Source organism: Bradyrhizobium sp. OAE829, assembly GCF_040546575.1.
Classification (GTDB): Bacteria; Pseudomonadota; Alphaproteobacteria; order Rhizobiales; family Xanthobacteraceae; genus Bradyrhizobium.
The window spans coordinates 918345-935513 of the sequence record NZ_JBEPOE010000001.1; the positions used below are offsets into that span (position 1 = coordinate 918345).

Annotated in this window: 20 protein-coding genes; 6 read left to right on the forward strand and 14 right to left on the reverse strand. The window is 62.8% G+C overall.

Annotation, left to right across the window (positions count from 1 at the left end; translation table 11 throughout):
* Window positions 1-24: 24 nt before the first annotated feature.
* From ABIE49_RS04385 to ABIE49_RS04400, 4 genes are all read right to left on the reverse strand, one after another.
* A complete protein-coding gene (locus tag ABIE49_RS04385) occupies window positions 25-753 on the reverse strand; it encodes a DnaJ domain-containing protein (RefSeq protein WP_192733733.1) in 729 nt (242 codons plus the stop codon).
* Window positions 754-820: 67 nt separating this feature from the next.
* A complete protein-coding gene (locus ABIE49_RS04390; protein ID WP_192733734.1) occupies window positions 821-1585 on the reverse strand; it encodes a VWA domain-containing protein in 765 nt (254 codons plus the stop codon).
* A 110-nt stretch (window positions 1586-1695) separates the two neighbouring features.
* Window positions 1696-2580, reverse strand: a complete 885-nt coding sequence (locus ABIE49_RS04395) for an alpha/beta fold hydrolase (RefSeq protein ID WP_192733735.1) — start codon at window positions 2578-2580, stop codon at window positions 1696-1698.
* A gap of 317 nt (window positions 2581-2897) precedes the next feature.
* Window positions 2898-3668, reverse strand: a complete 771-nt coding sequence (locus tag ABIE49_RS04400; protein WP_354066589.1) for a helix-turn-helix transcriptional regulator — start codon at window positions 3666-3668, stop codon at window positions 2898-2900.
* 109 nt (window positions 3669-3777) lie between these two features.
* Here ABIE49_RS04400 and ABIE49_RS04405 point away from each other — a divergent pair, with 109 nt between their 5' ends.
* Window positions 3778-4869, forward strand: a complete 1092-nt coding sequence (locus tag ABIE49_RS04405) for a zinc-binding dehydrogenase (RefSeq protein WP_192733737.1) — start codon at window positions 3778-3780, stop codon at window positions 4867-4869.
* Window positions 4870-4907: 38 nt separating this feature from the next.
* Here the strand turns inward: ABIE49_RS04405 and ABIE49_RS04410 are convergent, their stop codons facing one another.
* Window positions 4908-5831 carry a division plane positioning ATPase MipZ gene (locus tag ABIE49_RS04410; RefSeq protein WP_192733738.1) on the reverse strand — a complete coding sequence of 308 codons (924 nt, stop codon included), beginning with the start codon at window positions 5829-5831 and terminating at the stop codon, window positions 4908-4910.
* Between the two features lie 331 nt (window positions 5832-6162).
* Between ABIE49_RS04410 and panC the strand changes: the two genes are divergently transcribed.
* Window positions 6163-7014, forward strand: coding sequence for a pantoate--beta-alanine ligase (panC, locus tag ABIE49_RS04415; RefSeq protein WP_192733739.1), 852 nt, complete (start codon window positions 6163-6165; stop codon window positions 7012-7014).
* A gap of 4 nt (window positions 7015-7018) precedes the next feature.
* On the opposite strand, the gene ABIE49_RS04420 is transcribed toward panC, so the two are convergent.
* The 4 genes from ABIE49_RS04420 to ABIE49_RS04435 form a co-directional block, all read right to left on the reverse strand.
* Window positions 7019-7456 carry a DUF1489 family protein gene (locus ABIE49_RS04420; protein ID WP_192733740.1) on the reverse strand — a complete coding sequence of 146 codons (438 nt, stop codon included), beginning with the start codon at window positions 7454-7456 and terminating at the stop codon, window positions 7019-7021.
* A 39-nt stretch (window positions 7457-7495) separates the two neighbouring features.
* Window positions 7496-8536 carry a hypothetical protein gene (locus tag ABIE49_RS04425; protein WP_192733741.1) on the reverse strand — a complete coding sequence of 347 codons (1041 nt, stop codon included), beginning with the start codon at window positions 8534-8536 and terminating at the stop codon, window positions 7496-7498.
* 190 nt (window positions 8537-8726) lie between these two features.
* Window positions 8727-8930: a hypothetical protein gene (locus ABIE49_RS04430; RefSeq protein WP_192733742.1), complete on the reverse strand. Its 204-nt coding sequence runs from the start codon at window positions 8928-8930 to the stop codon at window positions 8727-8729.
* Window positions 8931-9205: 275 nt separating this feature from the next.
* Entirely contained in the window at window positions 9206-9862 is a 657-nt protein-coding gene (locus tag ABIE49_RS04435) for a glutathione S-transferase family protein (protein ID WP_192733743.1), read from the reverse strand.
* A 98-nt stretch (window positions 9863-9960) separates the two neighbouring features.
* Here ABIE49_RS04435 and ABIE49_RS04440 point away from each other — a divergent pair, with 98 nt between their 5' ends.
* Together ABIE49_RS04440 and ABIE49_RS04445 are read left to right on the forward strand one after the other, a co-directional pair.
* Complete coding sequence (locus ABIE49_RS04440; protein ID WP_192733744.1) at window positions 9961-10638, forward strand: DUF599 domain-containing protein; 678 nt, start codon at window positions 9961-9963, stop codon at window positions 10636-10638.
* An 832-nt stretch (window positions 10639-11470) separates the two neighbouring features.
* Complete coding sequence (locus ABIE49_RS04445) at window positions 11471-11674, forward strand: hypothetical protein (protein WP_192734284.1); 204 nt, start codon at window positions 11471-11473, stop codon at window positions 11672-11674.
* A 256-nt stretch (window positions 11675-11930) separates the two neighbouring features.
* Here ABIE49_RS04445 and ABIE49_RS04450 read toward each other — a convergent pair whose 3' ends face one another.
* Entirely contained in the window at window positions 11931-12464 is a 534-nt protein-coding gene (locus tag ABIE49_RS04450) for a methyltransferase family protein (RefSeq protein WP_192733745.1), read from the reverse strand.
* A gap of 302 nt (window positions 12465-12766) precedes the next feature.
* Here ABIE49_RS04450 and ABIE49_RS04455 point away from each other — a divergent pair, with 302 nt between their 5' ends.
* Together ABIE49_RS04455 and ABIE49_RS04460 are read left to right on the forward strand one after the other, a co-directional pair.
* Window positions 12767-13219, forward strand: coding sequence for a hypothetical protein (locus tag ABIE49_RS04455; RefSeq protein ID WP_192733746.1), 453 nt, complete (start codon window positions 12767-12769; stop codon window positions 13217-13219).
* A gap of 216 nt (window positions 13220-13435) precedes the next feature.
* The gene (locus ABIE49_RS04460) at window positions 13436-13579 is read left to right on the forward strand and encodes a hypothetical protein (protein ID WP_192733747.1); all 144 of its coding nucleotides are present in this window, start codon (window positions 13436-13438) and stop codon (window positions 13577-13579) included.
* Between the two features lie 72 nt (window positions 13580-13651).
* On the opposite strand, the gene ABIE49_RS04465 is transcribed toward ABIE49_RS04460, so the two are convergent.
* The 4 genes from ABIE49_RS04465 to ABIE49_RS04480 form a co-directional block, all read right to left on the reverse strand.
* Window positions 13652-14329 carry a nitroreductase gene (locus tag ABIE49_RS04465; protein ID WP_192733748.1) on the reverse strand — a complete coding sequence of 226 codons (678 nt, stop codon included), beginning with the start codon at window positions 14327-14329 and terminating at the stop codon, window positions 13652-13654.
* Window positions 14330-14463: 134 nt separating this feature from the next.
* On the reverse strand, window positions 14464-15285 hold the full coding sequence (locus ABIE49_RS04470; protein WP_192733749.1) for a universal stress protein: 822 nt from the start codon (window positions 15283-15285) through the stop codon (window positions 14464-14466).
* A 98-nt stretch (window positions 15286-15383) separates the two neighbouring features.
* Window positions 15384-16211, reverse strand: a complete 828-nt coding sequence (gene tolA, locus ABIE49_RS04475) for a cell envelope integrity protein TolA (protein WP_192733750.1) — start codon at window positions 16209-16211, stop codon at window positions 15384-15386.
* Between the two features lie 64 nt (window positions 16212-16275).
* Window positions 16276-17094 (reverse strand): aldo/keto reductase, encoded by an 819-nt coding sequence (locus ABIE49_RS04480; protein WP_192733751.1) that lies wholly within the window; start codon window positions 17092-17094, stop codon window positions 16276-16278.
* Between the last annotated feature and the right edge of the window lie 75 nt (window positions 17095-17169).

Below are 17169 nucleotides of genomic sequence, written 5' to 3' on the forward strand. Positions count from 1 at the left end.
TAGCGTTGGTAGCGTTTGCCGGAGTTAGCTGAGATGCGCGCGAAGCAGAGTATCCTTGGCCTCGTTTACACGGGCGGCGAGGTACGTCGAGCCCCCCTGATCGGGATGCAGTTTCTTCATCAGGGCGCGGTGCGCCCGGCTGATGTCGTCACGCCCCGCCCCCGGCTGCAGGCCAAGGATCTGATAGGCCTCCTCGTCCGTCATTTTGCCGCTCGGCGGCGCGCGTCGCTGCCCCCCTGCCGCATCGCCCTGCGCGTTCTGACGCCAGGCGGGAAACCGGCGGTCCAGATAGCTTTCAAGTAACGCGACGCTCTCGGCGTCGAAGCCGGACATGATCGTCGTCAGCTGCACCAGGTCGAACTCGTCGAGCGAGCGGCCGGCATAGGGCCCGTCGACGATCTGGCCCGACAGGCCGCCGCTGTCGTGATCGAGGCTCATGTCGAGAAACTGCGATCGCACGCGCGAGGTCTGTCCGGGCGAGCGCTGCGTGCCGCCGCCGAAGATCCCGCCGATATTGCTGAAGCCCGACGGGCCGAACGGCGACCAGCCGAGCAGTCCCGCTCCGAAGATGCCGAGCGGGATCGCCACCGCCAGTTCGCCCCTGAGCCCGGTGAAGGCCGCGACCGCCAGCGCGATGATGCCGCCGCCGATCTTGAGCAGCCGCGCAAGCACGACCGGATTGGCTGCACGAAACATCTGCAGCAGCAAATAAAGCAGGACAACGGCGACGACACCGGCAATCAGGGTTGGCATGGGCTCAATATAGTCGCCCCGGCGGCAAAAAGCATGGCGATCCGCACCTGAAGAACCCAGCTGGCGATCATTTCATCTGGCCGATCAGCTTGGCCGCGCCGCTTCCGGTCTTCGACAGCCGCAGCAGCGCTTCGCGTCCGCCGGCGGCATAGGCCGCCGCAGCTCGCAACAGCTCGCGCAACTGGGCCGCGGCGCCGGGATCGAACCTGCACCATGCCCCGCCGGTGAGGCGCGCGATCTCACGGAACGCGTGCTCGGCCGCAACGTCGTGGCCTTCCTGGAACATGAACACGGGCACCTTGAGCAGGCCGAGTTCACCGGCCTTGGCGCAGAGGTCGTCGACCGACTCTTCCATGGCGTCGCCGACGAACACCACGGCGCGCACGGCGGAAGCGACCGCCTCGCGGCGGGCTTCCGAGAGCACCTTGCCGATCTGGGTATTGCCGCCCTGGCAATCGATCTTGGTCATCAATTTGGCGAGTTGCGCCGAGTCGGAGATCCATCCCGTTGCGCGGCACTCATTGAGGCCGCGGTAGTAGACCAGGCGAATGTCGAGACTGCCGAGCGACGCCGCTTCGCGAAACATATCGGCCTGCAGCGCGCAGGCCATGTCCCAGGTCGGTTGCCGGCTCATGGTGGCGTCGAGCGCGAACACCAACCTGCCCTTCGCGCCGGTGCGGTGCGGCGACATGGCGCGGGCCTTGGCGACAAAGGCAGCGATGTCTTCGGCTGCCGAGGGCCGGGCTTCCGGCAACGGAGAGCTGCGCGATTGAGGTTTCTGCGCCGCGAAGACGTCGGCGGAAGATTTCGGTTTGGTGGGTTCGCCGGCCATGAGCGCTCGCAATTACAGCAAGCTCTATGTGGGACGGTCCATACGGGGCGTCAATGCACCCGGTCGTGATCGGCCAGGATCAGGCAGCGGCAGCTTAACAGCTAAAACCGTTAGTTGGTCGCCGACTTGATGGTCGGTGGGTTGCTCGCCAGCGGCACCGGCCCCGGATTGCTCACGAGCGGATCCGGCACCTTGGTCGGCACCGGCTTCAGCACGCTGCTGTCGGTGTTATCAGCGATGAACTTGTCGAGCATCGTCTGGATCGACGACTTTGCCGCGTCGGGCCCGGTGTCGCGCATATCGTTGTGCTGATAGCCGGTGTTCACGACCGTAATACCCGCCTTCTCGCACTGGTCGTCATCCGGCACGACGCCCGGATCCGGCTTGAACTGCGTGTCCTTTGAACGGAACGACAGGATCTTGAACTTGCCGTCGGTCAGGAACGGCACGCGCAGATTGTCCAGCGTCACCACCTTCTTGATCTCGTCGGGATATTGCTTGGCGAAATACATCGAGATATCGCCGCCCATCGAATGCCCGACCATCGTCACCCTGGCGTAGTCGGCGTTGGGCTGTACCTTCTTCATTTCCTCGACGGCAAAATGGATGTTGGCGACGCCGCGCTGAATTTGCGGCAGACGGCCGACATAAAGCTCTCCGACCTTGGTCACCATCGGCGGATCGGTCGGCAGATCATGCTGCGGGCTGACTGCAAGATAGCCGCGCGCCGCGAACGCGTTGGAGAGGAATGAGTACTCGGTATGCTTGACGGTGTTGCCGTGATTGATGATCGCAACCGGCAGCGTGATCATGCCGGCATTGGCCTGCATTTCCTTGTCGCGCCGAACGGCGATATTCACCGCGACCAAACGATTGTCCCGTGCCGGATCATGGAACGCGATGGTCTCGTGACGGATCGCCCACTTGCTCGCGGTAAAGTACGCGACCGCAACCAGTACGGTAAGTGAAAGCAGAATGGCAATTCCACGTTTCATCGGCGTCCTCGGGGCCCCCGGCGGGGCTATGTTGGTCTCGAGACTCTTCGGCCTCGTTCTTGATGATATATGTCACAGCGGCGTGACATAAAGTCCAAATATTGTGAATTAGTCGCCTGATCGTTGTGCGATGCACCCATCCATTGTGCAGCTGCACACTACCCTGCGATCATTTCCTATTTGCCTATATATGACGGCCCCAACCAAGCTTCGGTTCGACCGATCGATAAAAGTCTAATGAAAACGGTGTTGTAGGCAATTGGTTCCCTTGTTTCGCACGCCGCGTCTGCCCTGGAAATCCCGGAAAACCACTGGATTCAGCCCGCGGTACAGATGATCAGTTTCAGCGCCGGATCGTCATTGGCCTGGAAGCTCGCATATTCCAGCTTCAGCCGCCCCTTCCTCGGATGACTCAGGGATTTCCGGCCGGCTGCGGCGCCGCCAATATCGTGGGCTTCCCACCAGCCCAAAAATTCGGGACAGCCCTGCCGCAGCCGTGCAAGCAGTTCCTGGAACGCGGGATCGCCGGCCCACAAATCATGCGTGGCGCGGAATTGCGCCACGATGCGCCGCGCCTCTTCTTCCCATGAGGCGCCGAATAACTTTCGCGTCGCGCGGTTGGTTAGCACGGTGAGGAGAATGTTGCGATCGCCCTCCGGCAGCCGGCTGAACGCAAAGATTTCATCCGCGGCCGCGTTCCAGGCCAGAATGTCCCAGCGGCGGCCGGTGACATAGGCCGGCAAATTGAGCCGCTCGACGGTGCGCCGGACCGCAGGCGGTACGGTTTCCGGGACGAAGGCGCGGCGGTCGGCATTCTGCGTCAGCGCCCGCAGATGCTTGTGCTCAGCCTTGCCGAGCCGCAGCGCGCGGGCCAGCGCGTCGATCGTCGCGGCCGACGGACTGACGGTGCGCCCCTGCTCGAGCCGGATGTACCAGTCGACGCCGATGCCTGCGAGTTCGGCAACTTCCTCGCGCCGCAGGCCGGGTGTTCGCCGCCGCCGCCCGATCGGCAGGCCGACCGCCTTCGGCGTCAGCTTTTCCCGCCGCGAGCGCAGGAAATCGCCGAGTTCGCTTTGCCTGGGATTCACGGACCTGCACTTCGTCAGCGGGGGACTGATCAATCCTAGGATAATACCAGGTCTTGTTGGCGAAATGAAGGGTCGCGAAAATGGGCTTCTCGTTGCGAAAGGATGCCCCATGAAAGCCGCCGTCTTGAAACAATTCGGATCGCCGCTCGCGATCGAAACCCTGCCCGATCCCATCCTCGGCACCGGCGAAGTGATCGTCGACGTGATGGCGAGCCGGGTTCTCGCCTATGCCAATGAGGTCCTGAGCGGCGAACGCAAATACCTGCTGGAATTGCCTGTGGTGCCGGGTCCCGGCGCGATCGGCCGGGTCCGCGCCACCGGCCCGGACGCGACCCATCTGGCCAAGGGCGACTGGGTCTATTGCGATCCGACCGTGCGTTCGCGCGATGATGCGCTTGCCCCCGACATCGCGCTGCAGGGCCTGACCGCCGGCAGCGACGGCGGTCTGCGGCTGCAGCGATACTTTCACGATGGCGCATGGGCCGGACAGATGCGGGTGCCGACGGAAAACGCCGTACGGATCGGCAGCATTGCCGAAGCGGACGCCGCGCGGTGGTGCGCGCTGGGCACGCTGCTGGTGCCTTATGGCGGCTTCCTCGCCGCCCAATTGCAGGCAGGAGAGACCGTATTGGTCAACGGCGCCACCGGCAGCTTTGGCAGCGCGGCGGTGGCCGTCGCGCTGGGCATGGGCGCGGCTTGCGTCATCGCAACCGGCCGCAACGAAAAGGCGCTGGCCGATCTCGTGCGCCGGTTCGGCCCACGCGTCCGTATCGTTCCGATGCGCGGCGAGGAGGACGACGACCGCAAGCGGATCGTGCAAGCCGCCCCGGGCGGCATCGACTGCGTGCTGGACATCCTGCCGCCGGCGGCCAACGCGATGCAGGTGCGGACCGCCGTTCTCGCGGTTCGGCCGTATGGACGCGTGGTGCTGATGGGCGGTGTCGGCATGCTTGGCGGCGCCGGCCTCGACCTGCCCTATTCATGGATGATGCGGAACTGCATCACCCTTCGCGGCCAATGGATGTACCCGCCGCACGCGAGCCTTTTGATGGCCGGGCTTGTTCGCGCAGGCCTGGTCAGCCTGGATCAATTCGAGGTCACTTCGTTTGCACTCGATGACGCCAACGCCGCGGTCACGCATGCCGCCAGCAACAGTGGTCCGTTCCGGATGACGGTGATCGAGCCGCCGAGATCGCGCTGAGGCTGCGGCGATCAAGCGCCGAGGATCGAGCGCCGTGATCAGGCGCCGAGGATGTCGTGGACTTCGAGCGGCTTGTCGACCTGGCTGAACCATTCGGCGCGGTTGGCGGCCCGCCGCCGGCCGCGCTCGTCGAGGGGCAGCTTCAACTGGCGAAGCAGGCTCGTCACCTCCTCGCGCGCCGTCACATGGCCCATGCTCGGCCGCGTGCCGAGCGTGGCCTCATCGATGTCGTCGAGCGCAGTCAGCCCGCGCGGGAAGAATTCGCGGTAGACCACCCGCTCGGCAAGGCCGTCGATCGAACGGAAGCCCAGCCGCAACGACAGATCCTTCAGGCTGTCGGCGACGAGCTGCTTGTTGCGCGAACCGATCATCGACAGCCGGTTGCGCACCACGATCCAGTCGGTCGAAGCGCCGTCGAGCTGGCGGCGCTTGCGCCTGGTGTCGCGCACCGTCTCGGCATAGTGGCTTTCGCCGGTCACCGAATAGGTGGCGGGGTCGACTGTGCCGAGCACGTCGAAATCCAGGAAGCTGTCGTTGATCGGCGTCACCAGCGTATCGGCCATCGAATGGGCCAGGCGCATCAAATAGGAATCCGACCCCGGCGTATCGATGACGATGAAGTCGAAGGCGCGCTCGACCGTGCTCACCGCTTCCATGAACTGCTGGAACTCGGAATTTTCATTGTCGGCGATCTGCATCGTCTCGCCGAGCTTGATGCAAAAGTGCACGGGAATTTCGAGGTCGAGGCCGGTGCGGCGGGCCCACGCGGTGCGGTTGCCGATGTACCGGGTGAAGCTCTGCTGGCGGCAGTCGAGGTCGATGGTGGCGACACGCTGACCGGCTTTCATCAGGGCGACAGCGATATGCAGCGCGGTGGTGGATTTCCCCGAACCGCCCTTCTCGTTGCCGAGCACGACAACGTGCGCCGAACCGGACTGACCCTGACTAGCCTGAACCAACATGACTCAACCCCAACCCCCGTTTGATATCTTCAAATCACGCGAGACTGTGGTCAAGCAAAATGCGTGATAACACTTTTAAATCACTGTCTGCCTGCCTTAATCATGAATCCGCTTGGCGACGTCGCGTTCATCTGTGATCGAACGCACGTTTCCACGCGCCGACCCCTCTGGCGATACATGACCCATGCAGCTACGTCGGACTGCCGTGATGAGTTGCACAGGTTGATCACCTTGGCGGCAATGCCTCGGCCTTATAAGGTCGGCGCGCCCGCCCAGAGGTCGCGGCGATTAGCCCCCTCACCCCCAACATCGTGCAAGAGATCGAACCCAGATGCCGCGAAGCCCCATGGTCGTCCGTACCGTCCCAGCATTGCGCCGCGCCCTTGATGGCCTTCGCGCCAGAAAGGCTGATATCGCGCTGGTGCCAACCATGGGAGCGCTCCATGACGGTCATGTGTCGCTGGTTCGGCTCGCCAAGCGCCGCGCACAGAAAGTCGTCGTCTCGATCTTCGTCAATCCGACCCAGTTCGCGCCAACGGAGGATTTCGGCTCCTACCCGCGCACCTGGAAGTCCGACGTCGCCAAGCTCGCGGCCGAGAAGGTCGACCTGATCTGGAACCCCGACGTCAAGGCGATGTATCCGGAGGGCTTCGTCACCCGGATCGTGCCCGAAGGTCCGGCCACCGCCGGGCTGGAAGATCGCTTCCGCCCGCATTTCTTCGGCGGCGTCGCCACCGTGGTCGGCAAGCTGTTCACCCAATGCCGGCCGGATGTCGCGATCTTCGGCGAAAAGGACTTTCAGCAATTGCGGGTGGTGACGCAGATGGCGCGCGATCTCGATCTCGGCGTCAAGGTGATCGGATCGCGCACGGTTCGGGAACGCGACGGGCTGGCGATGTCCTCGCGCAACGTCTACCTCGCGCCCGAACAGCGCCAGGCGGCGCCCGAGCTCTACCGCGCGATGAAGCAAAGCGCGGCCCGCCTGCGCGCCGGCGAGCCGGTCGACGCCGTCATGCAGGCCGGCGCCGAGCTGATCGAGAACGCGGGTTTTGCGCTGGACTATTTCGAGGTGCGCCACGCCGAAACGCTGGCGCCGATCGCTTCGCTCAAGGACGGTCCGATGCGGATGCTGGTCGCCGCCAAGATCGGAACCACGCGGTTGATCGACAATATCGCGGTGTAGCCCGCTACAACAGCCCGAGGTCGCGCAGTTCGCGCCGCATCGGCTCCGGCATCGACGCCACGACCGCGGCGGACTTGCCGAGATCGGCCGGCGCGCCGTCCTCGGTCAGATAGCGCCAGCCCTGGAACGGGCGCATCGGCCGCGGCGAGACTGATATGACCTTGGGCTGCATCACCAGGCGGCACCGTCCGATACCGTCCTTGTCGCGGAACGGCTCGATCGCGATCAGCTTTTCGCGCGCCGCGATCTCTCCCTTGATCACCCAGTAGAGCGAACCGCCAGCAAGCAGTTCCTCGTCGCGTTTCGGTGTCATCCGGGTGACGTGGATATGGCGGAGCGGCAAGCCCTTTTTCTTGGCGGTTGCCATCCGTTCGGCAACCCAGCCTTTGAGTTCTTTGACCGACTCGCAGCCAACGGCGAGCTTGATGAGATGAAGCGGCATGGATCCGGGTTTAGCGGGCTCCGCGCCGTTTGAAAACGATCATTCGTTGGCGGGCGCCGCAGCTGTGGATGACACCGTCGGTGCTCCCGGCGCCCCCGGTGCCGGCGACAGCTGGACCGGCGCGGCCGGTGTGCGTTTCGGCGCCGGCGGTTGTTTTTTGGCTGCCGCCAGCGCTGGCGACGCTGCCGCGGTTGGTGTGGCTGGTGCGGCGGCCGTTGGGGCAGCGGCGGCTGGTGCTGCGGCCGCGGCCGGCCGCGGCGGCGCTGCGCCGTTAGCCGCAGGTGCCGACCGGATCGCCGGGGCACTGGTGGGTTCCGGCGTCATGATGTTGACCGGCGGGGTATTGGCCGCACTCGGGAACTCGGCATTGGTCGGTCTGCCGGTAGGCATCGATGGCGGTAGCCCCGCGAGCAGCCCCGGGGATGTCGCAGCCAGGGGCGGCGCGTTCCATGACGGCGCATAGCGCGTGATCAGGTTCTCGTAGAGGCGCTCATCCATATTGGCGACGACCTGGCGCTTGTCGGCCAGCGCGGCGAACGCCGCGCATGCAGCCGGCGTGCAATGGTCGCGCGCCATCAGCACATAGGCCATCAGCCCGTAGCGGTCGCGCTCGACGGCGCGGCGCAGCGCCTGCAGATCGGAACTCGTCGCTTTGTCGGCAGTGGCAGCATCGCCGAGCCCGGTCAGGCGGGTGATCTGGGACGCCGCATAGGTGACCGCGGCAGCGACCGAGTCGGCGGACCCGAACAACGTCTTCTCGCAGGCGTTGAGGACGGCATCGCCGGCGAGATCGTCGACACAAGAGAGCTGCGGCAGCGCTGCGCTGACCGAAGCCACCCGGGTCCCCGCGGACGAGACCCCGCCATCGGGCCCGAAGCTGCGGATGGTCGCGGCGACAGCGACGACGATCGCGAGCAGCGTCATGACCGTCAGCACGCCATTGGCCACGGATTTCTCCGCGCGCAACAGCGTGATCAGAACGATGATTCCCAAAAATCCCGCCGCGGCCAGCGTCAGCCACATCGGAAAGGTCGGTGTACGCCAGATCTGATCCAGCGAAGAAGCCCAGTCCCAGCTCATGCGCGGTGTCCCTCACGCAGCATAACGCGATCAGCGAAAGCGAATGCGTGCTTGCCCGCATTCACTTCCGACAGAATGGTCCTGCGAACGGGGCCTTTTGACGGCGAGCGATAAGGAACCGCGTCAACCGCTGGTTTGCACACAGCTCTCTCAGGAGACCGCACGCGGCTCAGGAGACCGCAAGCGCGGCTCAGGAGACCGCGAGCTGGCTTTCCTTGGCTACCCGTTCGAAGGCTTCCGTCGAGCTTTTGATGCGATACTGGCAGTCGTCACCGTCGGTCGGAAGCAGCCGGATCACCTCATAGGTGCCGCTGGCGGCCGGTCGGGCAACGTTGCTGGCAGTGAAATAGACAGTCTCTCCAACGGTGAACTTGTGCTTCAACGCCCTCTCCATCACGCAAGATTGTCGGCGGCGCTTAGTTGTCCCGCTAGCGATCGGCCGACTTGAGAACCCTGCGTCAACCTAGCACACCACAGGCCCAAAAAGCCAGCAACATCGGGAACTCACGAAAACGGATATTTTACAGATATTTCAGTGTGTTAAATGCCCGTTTGGGGGAATTTGCATAGCCGCTATTCCGGCCGCAATTTCCCCTCGCCCGGCCCACGCCGCAGCCAGGGCGGGTGCGGTCAGGCTATTGGAACCGGACGAGCCGAACGCCGCCCGCCTCAGATCGCCTCGAGCCGGTCGATCAGCATGGTTTCGGCCAGCCCGTCGCGGGTCCACTCCTGGAACGCCGGCAGCGCCTCCATCGCATCGACATAGTACAGCGCCCCGCTAGCTACCGGAATCGCATAGGTACGGAAACGATGCACGACAGGTGCGAACATCGCGTCCGCGCCGGAGAAGGCGCCGAACAGGAACGGCCCGTCTTTGCCATAGCGCTGATGGCACTCGGCCCAGATCGCCTGGATCCGCGCCACATTGGCCTGCGCGTCATCCGACAGCGCAACCGCGCGGATCGGGCGGTGCAGGTTCATGCCGCATTCGTTGCGCAGCGCCATGAAGCCCGAATGCATCTCCGCCGAGATCGAGCGCGCATGCGCGCGGGCCGCGCGGTCTTCCGGCCACAGTTTGGTTTGCGGAAATTTTTCGGCGAGATATTCGATGATCGACAGCGAATCCCACACCGTGACGTCGCCATCGACCAGCGCCGGCACTTTTCCCGCATCGCTGAAACTCAGGATGCGCGCCTTGTCGGCCGGGTTGTCCGTGTACAGGGGAATCACGACCTCCTCGAACGGAATGTTGTTGGCGCGCAGCGCCAGCCACGGCCGCATCGACCATGACGAATAGTTCTTGTTGCCGATGACGAGCTTCAACATTTGCGGGAAATCCTGTTGGGGACGCCATCATGGCATAGTGCGCCGCGCACATTCAACCTGTACATCTGGCGTGACCAAGCGGTCACGGGGGATTCAGCATGACCGGTTACTGGGTCGATATCGCGGCCATCACGTTCTTCGTCGTGGAGTGGACGGTCTACGCCTTCACCCTCGAGCGTACCGCCTACGGCCGCGACAGCCTGTCCGCCCGCATGCATATCTATCGCGAGGTCTGGATCCGCAACCTGCTCGACCGCGAAACCCGCATGGTCGACATGCAGATCATGGCTTCGCTGCAAAACGGCACGGCGTTCTTTGCCTCCAGCAGCCTGATCGCGATCGGCGGCGGGCTGGCGCTGCTGCGCGCCACCAACGACGCATTGGCGGTTCTTGCTGCGCTGCCGATCGATCTCAGCCCCTCGCCCGCTTTGTGGGAAATCAAATGCGTCGGGTTGATCCTGATCTTCACCTACGCCTTCTTCAAATTTTCCTGGGCCTATCGCCTGTTCAACTATGTCGCCATCCTGCTCGGCGCGATGCCGCCGGCCTCGGAAAAAGGTACCCCCGAAGCCGAAGCGCACGTCATCCGCACGACGCGATTGTTCGAATCCGCCGGCCAGCATTTCAATCGCGGCCAGCGCTCGTTTTTCTTTGCGCTCGGCTATCTCGGCTGGTTCGTCAGCCCATGGGTGTTGTTCGTCACGACAGCGATGGTCGTGATCGTGACCTGGCGGCGGCAGTTCGCGTCGAACGCGTGGAAGGCGATGGGGAGCTGAGGGGAGCCTGATGCGGCTCCATACAACGCTGTCATACCCGCGAATGCGGGTATCCAGTACGCCGTGGCCTATCGGTTCAATCATTGCCGTCTCTGGAATACTGGGTCACCCGCCTCCGCGGGTGACGACGACTGAATGCGTGTTCGCGATCTCGCGACGCATTGCGCCCGAGCTTTGACAGAAATTTCCTTGCCCTCGAGAGATCAGAGGGCGCAGGGAATGCCGGATGCGCGCTGCACCCGCGATCTCGTGTGCGAATTGTGCTAAGTAGGCTGCACACGAGCATACAGGGCAGCGGAGAGCATCCGACATTCCCTGCGCAGTGGCTTTACGGCTTATGACGCGCTCTCCCCGGTGAGACGGTCTCTATTGCCACCGTCGCCCTCGGAAGCGTTAGCTCCCTTAAGGCTTGACGCCGTTACGGGCGCCAGGACCACACGCTTTCGCCGTACGCTTCAGCCGCGACCGTCAATCGCAACTGTTACGTCCACCGCGACCCGCCCCTCGTCATGACGACGGCCGACGCCCCTCTGAGTGGGACGGGATGGCCAAAGATATGCCACTGATTTTCCTTCTGCAAAAGCGAAATATTTTTGATTCTTGGGCTTGACCAATTTCTGTAAATCGGAACTGATTTGCCCGTCGGGTTGATTTGCCGCACGCGGGCAACGAGATTTCGCTTGCGCAGGAAGCGACGCAGCGACATCGGCGACGGATTGAGGCGCAGCGTTAGCAGCAATCGCTCAACAGGTAAGGCAATCGCTCTGGCGTAGCCGCGGCTCCGAACCGCTAGATGATCACGGTGCCCCATCCAAGCGAACGGAGAAGAAAGATGATCTGGAAAAGCATCGTCAGCCCCCGTGCTTCTGCACGCCGGTCCGCAATGTCTGGTTTTGCCCGCAAGACGGCTGAGACCGTCTCCGACATCGCCAGCATCGTTCACAATTTGGTTATGGACGTGCGCGATAGCTACCGGCCCGAGCTGCACTACATGCGTGGCCCCGGCCCGAAATGCCGCGCCAAGCATCAGCCCTAACCAAGGTTCGATTCCGAAGCTGCCAGGGTCCGACTCAGTTGATTAATGCTCAGAATGCCACGGCGGCAACGAGGCACAGGGCTGAGAAATAGTTCCGAGCGAGTTTGTCGTAGCGCGTGCGATGCGCCTGAAACCCAACCGCATCGCCAATGGGGAGATGTTCTTTTCCGAGGGCCGTTAGCGTGCCTGCTCGCAGCGCCGGTGAAGCGTCCGAGACCGGTCGCGAGCAGCGGCTCGCACAACCGCGGGCCACCGATCATTTCGACCGCCATGGGGTCATCCGCGGTATCCAGCGCGGGACGGCGGCGCGGAACGCCTCGTACTCTCTCCCAAACGTCTGCTCGAGCGTGGGTTCTTCGTACGCCACGACGAAGACGTGGAAGGCGAGCCAGAGCAGCGCGCCGTAGAAGATGAGGCGCCAATCGCCCATCAACACCGCTTGACCCAGGATGATGGCAACGACCGCGACGTATATTGGATTACGCACATAACGGTAGAGACCGGTCACCACGAGATTCCGTGTCGGCGCGATGGGCGCGGGGGTGCCGAGACCCTGCAGCGCGAAACGCGCAAATGCGTCAACGAGCCCAGGCACACCTGCGAGAATCATTATCGCGCCGATGCCACGCGTCAGCTCCAGACCAAGGAACGGCGGCCGGAGTTGCCAACCCGTGATCGACCATGGAACGAGCCCCGCCAGCGTACATGGGGCGACCACGAAGAAAACCGCCGAGCCCAGGACGGCAATGGTTCGTTGCGCAGCGGTTCCCGACACTCGCGGCGAGCTCATTCCAAGCTCCCCTTCATGGTTTCCCGTCCTCATCCGGGTGCCGACACGCTCGCCATGTTATCCCAAAGGCGGAAACCGCGCACGACTAAAGCCAGAATGCCACGGCGGCAACGAAGCACAGAGCTGAGAAGTACTTCCGAGCGAGTTTGTCGTAGCCCCCGCCCTACCAGCTCCGTGATCTAAATCACTGTACGCGAGCGCGCCGCATAGCATTAAGACCGGCGCGATCACTTCGACTGCCAATTTCTGATGGCAGGTCGTCGTGCAGCTCGCAGATCATTTTCAACGTCTGGAGAGGAAGGATGAAATCATTTCGCGCCCGTGTAACTGCCTGCATCGCCTCGCTGTTCGCCCTGGCATTCCTGTCGATCCCGTCGGCTTTCGCGGCCGACATCCCGTCCGAGCGTGATCAGGATGTGATGATCCGATCGACCCTGGCCTCGTTCAATGATGCCAACATCGCCAATAACTACACCGTGTTCATGGCCAAGGCATCGCGGCAGCTCCAGGCGCAGGTGACGCCGGAAACGCTTCAGACGATATTCGGCTCGTTCCGCGAAAAGCAGATGTTCTTCGACGACATCGTCACCGCCACGCGCGTCTCCTCCGAGCCGACCAAAATCGACGAAGAAGGCGTGCTGGTGCTCGCCGGCGCATTCAAGACCGACGAGATGAAGGTGACGTATCGCCTGCGTTTCGTCATGAATGCCAAGGTCTGGAAGCTGCTCGGCATCAACGTCAATACAAACACCTGAACCAAATTCTCGATTATCAGGCCGGTGACATCGATCACCGGCCTGCCGCGCCGCGATGCCGCGATCTACGGTTCCGACGGGACGTCGGTGATGGCTAACGGTCGAAGGCGCCAGTACACGTTCCGTTGAACGAAACCGTTCTTCAACACCACGAAACGCTCCTGAAACAAGACAGTTGCAATCTCCGCCCATCAGCACCCGGAAAAGGAGGATGGAATGCGTAAATTCATTCTCGGAGCCATTTTGTTGGCAGTCGTCTCAGTGCCTGTTTACAATTTCATCTCGGCAGCCCGCGAAACGAAAGCGGCAACCTTCTCCGAGCGGTTTGCTCCCATTCTCAAATCGCCGACCGCGAGCTGACGGGATAAAGGCAGTGAACTTGCTGGCATTTTGGCCGGTATTGGCCTCATGCATGCCGGCCCGTTTGCGCGCCTAATTCTCGAAACCGACGAACACCGTGGCTTCCTCGACAGACTTGCGTTCGGACACGACCGCATTTGCCGGGAAACTTTCATCCGGCCAGCCCAGCGCGATACTTTTCATGATGACCTGATCGTCGGATATGCCGGCGTGCTCGCGGACCACGGGCGATTGCATGATGCCCTGACTGTTGATCACGGCGCCCAGCCCGCGAGACCAGGCGGCATTGACCAGCGCGGTCGCCACAGCGCCGCAATCGAAGGGCGTATCGTCGCTGCCGTCCAGCACGCGGTCATAGGTCACGATCACGCATACAGGCGCGTCGAATTGGCGGAAGCCGCGCAATACCCAGTCCTGGCGCTTGTCCTTGTCATCGCGCGCGATCCCCATTGCGGAGAATAATTGCTTGGCTACCCCGACCTGCCTGTCGCGGTGCGGACCTGCAAAGGCCTGACCGGTGCGGAATTCGCGCGACTGAGGTATGCCCGCCACCATCCGCTCGGTGTTGCCGGCGCGGATCCGGTCCAGCGGTTCGCCGGTGATGACATAGAAATTCCAGGGCTGGGTGTTCATCGACGACGGAGCGCGCATCGCCAGGGCGATGATTTCCGCAATCAGCTCCCTGGGTACCGGATCGGGCTTGTAACCGCGGATACTTCGGCGACCGAGGATAACGTCATCAAACTGCATGTGTCTAAGTTTCCCGAGCTGACTTTTGAACTGGCCTGGATTTTCGCGGTTTCCTCGCCTTCGCGCAAGGTCGTAGGTCGGCCGCACAAGTCGGCTCAATCCGCCGTACCAGCTGTCACCTTAATAAGATCCCATCAATGCGACATCAATGTCGGTTTGGTCATCGAGGCAAGCATACCACGCGTCGTCCCACCCAGAATAAATTCCCGCAGCCGGGAATGCCCGTACCCGCCCATGACAATGAGGTCGGCAGCTGTATCGGCTGCATATGACAGGATTGCATTGTAAACATCGATCTTGCTGACGGGGATGCGCTCAATCGCGGCGTTTACTCCGTGACGGGTCAGATGGGTCGCGATGTCAGCACCCGGAAGGTCTGCGCTCTTGGCGCTCTGAGTGTCCGCAACAACAATACTCGTCGTGCCGGAGCGGATAAGAAACGGCATGGCATCGGCGACCGCTCGGGCGGCTGCCCGGCTGCCATCCCAGCACACCATGACATGATCGAGTTTGAGCCGCTCCTTCTGAATGAAAGGTACGATCAGCACCGGTCTTCCGGATTCGAACAGCGCTGCCTCAAGAACGATATTCGTGGTGCGATGATCCCGGTCCCCTTCAAACTGGCCAATGACGGAAAGATCGAAGCGTCTTGCGATATGCGCAAACTGGGTTGGTCCGTCGCGGACGTCAGTTTCAATTCTGCGTGTTTCGGCTGAAACGCCGGCCCGACGCGTCGCCTCGTCAAACGCGTTGGCCACAGCCTCTGCGCGTTGGTGAGCTTCAGCTTGCTGGGCTCGAATAAAGTTAGCGGACAGGTCAATGCCACCGAGCACTGCCGGATAGAAGGCCGTCCCCATGATGTGTGCGCCGAATGTTTCCGCAACCGACAGGGCGTAATTGGAAACGCCATCTTGCGATGTACCGTAAGACAGGTTGACAAGGATGTCTTTGATCATGGCTCTGCCTCCAGTTAGGTGATCGCGCATCTACCCGTTCATTGATCCAGGGCCGGCTACTCCCGTTAGTTCGCGTCAAGAAAACGCATCGAAAAGTATCACGAACCCGCGAAATCCTGCACCGTAAAACTGAGATCGAGCACCTTCCATTCGCCGTAGCGGTCGGCCGGCAGCATCGCATAGGGCTGGCAGGCTTGCAGCGCGCTGATCGCGCTGCGCATCAAGAGCGGGCCCTTGGCGGAAGCGCTGGCCTCGATCAGCTGCGGCTCCGCCGCGAGCTTGCCGTCCTGGCCCATGAACACGCGCAGCTTGACCTTGACGTCGTCGGAGCCCTTCAACGCGGGCGGAAGTTTCGAGCAGGTCCGCAAGTGGCGCCGGAACGCCGCGACGACGCTTGAATTGATGTCGGCGGACGTGGTCGCGGGCGCGTCGAAATTGTCTTTGCCCTTGTCGGCCGCTGACGGCGCGCTCGGTTCCATCGGCGGCGGCAGACCGAGCATGACGTTGTATTTGACCGATAGATCAGGCTCGGGCGGCTTGTAGGCCGGCGTCTGCGTCACTCCCTGCGGTGGCGCGGCTGGCTGCGGCGCCGGGCTCGGTGCGGCCAACGCCTGCTTCTGCGGCGGCGGCGGAGGTGGCTGTTGAACCGCAGCCGCCGCCGCGGCCGCGGGCTTGTCGAGCGCGGTGAAATCCGGTTGCGGCGTCGGCATCGCAACCGGTTCGGGCGTCTTCTCGATCTCGGCCTTCTGGGGGATGTCCTGCTTTTCAGGAATGTCCTGCGGCGCGACGATATCAACGGCGATCGACTCAGGTGTGGCCGCGCCGAACGGGTGCACGTCGGAGAACACAAGCAGCAACGCCAGCAGCGACAGATGGGCAATCACTGAAGCCGTCATGTCCGAAGGTATGATCTGGCGCAGGTTCATCGTACCGAGACAATCGAAGGGCCTTGCGATGGGCTTTGAGCATACCGCCCGGCGCGACCGCTGCTCAATCCCATTTCGGGGCGAAGCCGAAATCGGTGAGCCGGCGATTGGCACTGCCCATCTCGGAAATCTCGCGCATATCGGCGTCCGACAGCTCGAAATCGAAGATCTCGATATTTTCAGACAGCCGCTCCAGCTTCGACGTCCGCGGGATCGCCGCCACGTTCTGCTGCACCAGCCAGCGCAGGCACACTTGCGCTGATGTCTTGCGGTAGCGGTCGCCGATCCGCAGCAAGGCCTGGTCGTTCTTGACGCGGCCCTTGGCGACCGGGCTATAGGCCACGACAGCCATGCCATGGCGCGCGCAGGCTTCCCTCACCTTGGCCTGGTCGAGATAGGGATGGTATTCGACCTGGTCGCAGACCAGCGGCTCCGGGCACGCCGCCACCGCCTCCTCGATCAGCGCCACGGTGAAATTGGAAACGCCGATATGCCGGGCAAGCCCGAGCTGCTTGACCCGCGCCAGCGCGCCCAGCGTTTCCGAAAGCGGCACCTGCGGATTGGGCCAGTGCAGCAGCAACAAATCGATCTCGGTCAGGCGCAGCCTGGCGAGACTTTCCTTCGCCGATCGCTCGAGATCGTTGGGCGCGAAATGCGTGGTCCAGATTTTCGTCGTGACGAAGACCTCGCCGCGCTTGACGCCGGAGCCGCGCAGCCCCTCGCCCACTTCGCGTTCGTTCTCGTAGACCTGCGCGGTGTCGATGTGGCGATAGCCGAGCCGCAGCGCCTGCTCGACCAGCCGCGCGCAGGTTCGTCCGCGCAATTCCCAGGTGCCGAGCCCGATCGCCGGGATTTTTGCGCCATTGGCTTCGATGAAGTGCATCGCCCATTATGGGCCGCCGGCAGCTCAGTGCCAACACATAACGTTTTCGTGCGAGGTGGATTGCGGCTCGCACAG

Bases quoted from the DNA above. Each gene is read 5' to 3' on its own strand.
- ABIE49_RS04385 (WP_192733733.1), bottom strand. From the start codon at position 753: ATGCCAACCCTGATTGCCGGTGTCGTCGCCGTTGTCCTGCTTTATTTG.
- ABIE49_RS04410 (WP_192733738.1), bottom strand. From the start codon at position 5,831: ATGTTGGTTCAGGCTAGTCAGGGTCAGTCCGGTTCGGCGCACGTTGTC.
- ABIE49_RS04445 (WP_192734284.1), top strand. From the start codon at position 11,471: ATGATCTGGAAAAGCATCGTCAGCCCCCGTGCTTCTGCACGCCGGTCC.
- ABIE49_RS04395 (WP_192733735.1), bottom strand. From the start codon at position 2,580: ATGAAACGTGGAATTGCCATTCTGCTTTCACTTACCGTACTGGTTGCG.
- ABIE49_RS04455 (WP_192733746.1), top strand. From the start codon at position 12,767: ATGAAATCATTTCGCGCCCGTGTAACTGCCTGCATCGCCTCGCTGTTC.
- ABIE49_RS04470 (WP_192733749.1), bottom strand. From the start codon at position 15,285: ATGATCAAAGACATCCTTGTCAACCTGTCTTACGGTACATCGCAAGAT.
- ABIE49_RS04390 (WP_192733734.1), bottom strand. From the start codon at position 1,585: ATGGCCGGCGAACCCACCAAACCGAAATCTTCCGCCGACGTCTTCGCG.
- ABIE49_RS04465 (WP_192733748.1), bottom strand. From the start codon at position 14,329: ATGCAGTTTGATGACGTTATCCTCGGTCGCCGAAGTATCCGCGGTTAC.
- ABIE49_RS04430 (WP_192733742.1), bottom strand. From the start codon at position 8,930: ATGGAGAGGGCGTTGAAGCACAAGTTCACCGTTGGAGAGACTGTCTAT.
- ABIE49_RS04425 (WP_192733741.1), bottom strand. From the start codon at position 8,536: ATGAGCTGGGACTGGGCTTCTTCGCTGGATCAGATCTGGCGTACACCG.
- ABIE49_RS04460 (WP_192733747.1), top strand. From the start codon at position 13,436: ATGCGTAAATTCATTCTCGGAGCCATTTTGTTGGCAGTCGTCTCAGTG.
- ABIE49_RS04405 (WP_192733737.1), top strand. From the start codon at position 3,778: ATGAAAGCCGCCGTCTTGAAACAATTCGGATCGCCGCTCGCGATCGAA.
- panC (WP_192733739.1), top strand. From the start codon at position 6,163: ATGCCGCGAAGCCCCATGGTCGTCCGTACCGTCCCAGCATTGCGCCGC.
- ABIE49_RS04450 (WP_192733745.1), bottom strand. From the start codon at position 12,464: ATGAGCTCGCCGCGAGTGTCGGGAACCGCTGCGCAACGAACCATTGCC.
- ABIE49_RS04480 (WP_192733751.1), bottom strand. From the start codon at position 17,094: ATGCACTTCATCGAAGCCAATGGCGCAAAAATCCCGGCGATCGGGCTC.
- ABIE49_RS04435 (WP_192733743.1), bottom strand. From the start codon at position 9,862: ATGTTGAAGCTCGTCATCGGCAACAAGAACTATTCGTCATGGTCGATG.
- tolA (WP_192733750.1), bottom strand. From the start codon at position 16,211: ATGAACCTGCGCCAGATCATACCTTCGGACATGACGGCTTCAGTGATT.
- ABIE49_RS04440 (WP_192733744.1), top strand. From the start codon at position 9,961: ATGACCGGTTACTGGGTCGATATCGCGGCCATCACGTTCTTCGTCGTG.
- ABIE49_RS04420 (WP_192733740.1), bottom strand. From the start codon at position 7,456: ATGCCGCTTCATCTCATCAAGCTCGCCGTTGGCTGCGAGTCGGTCAAA.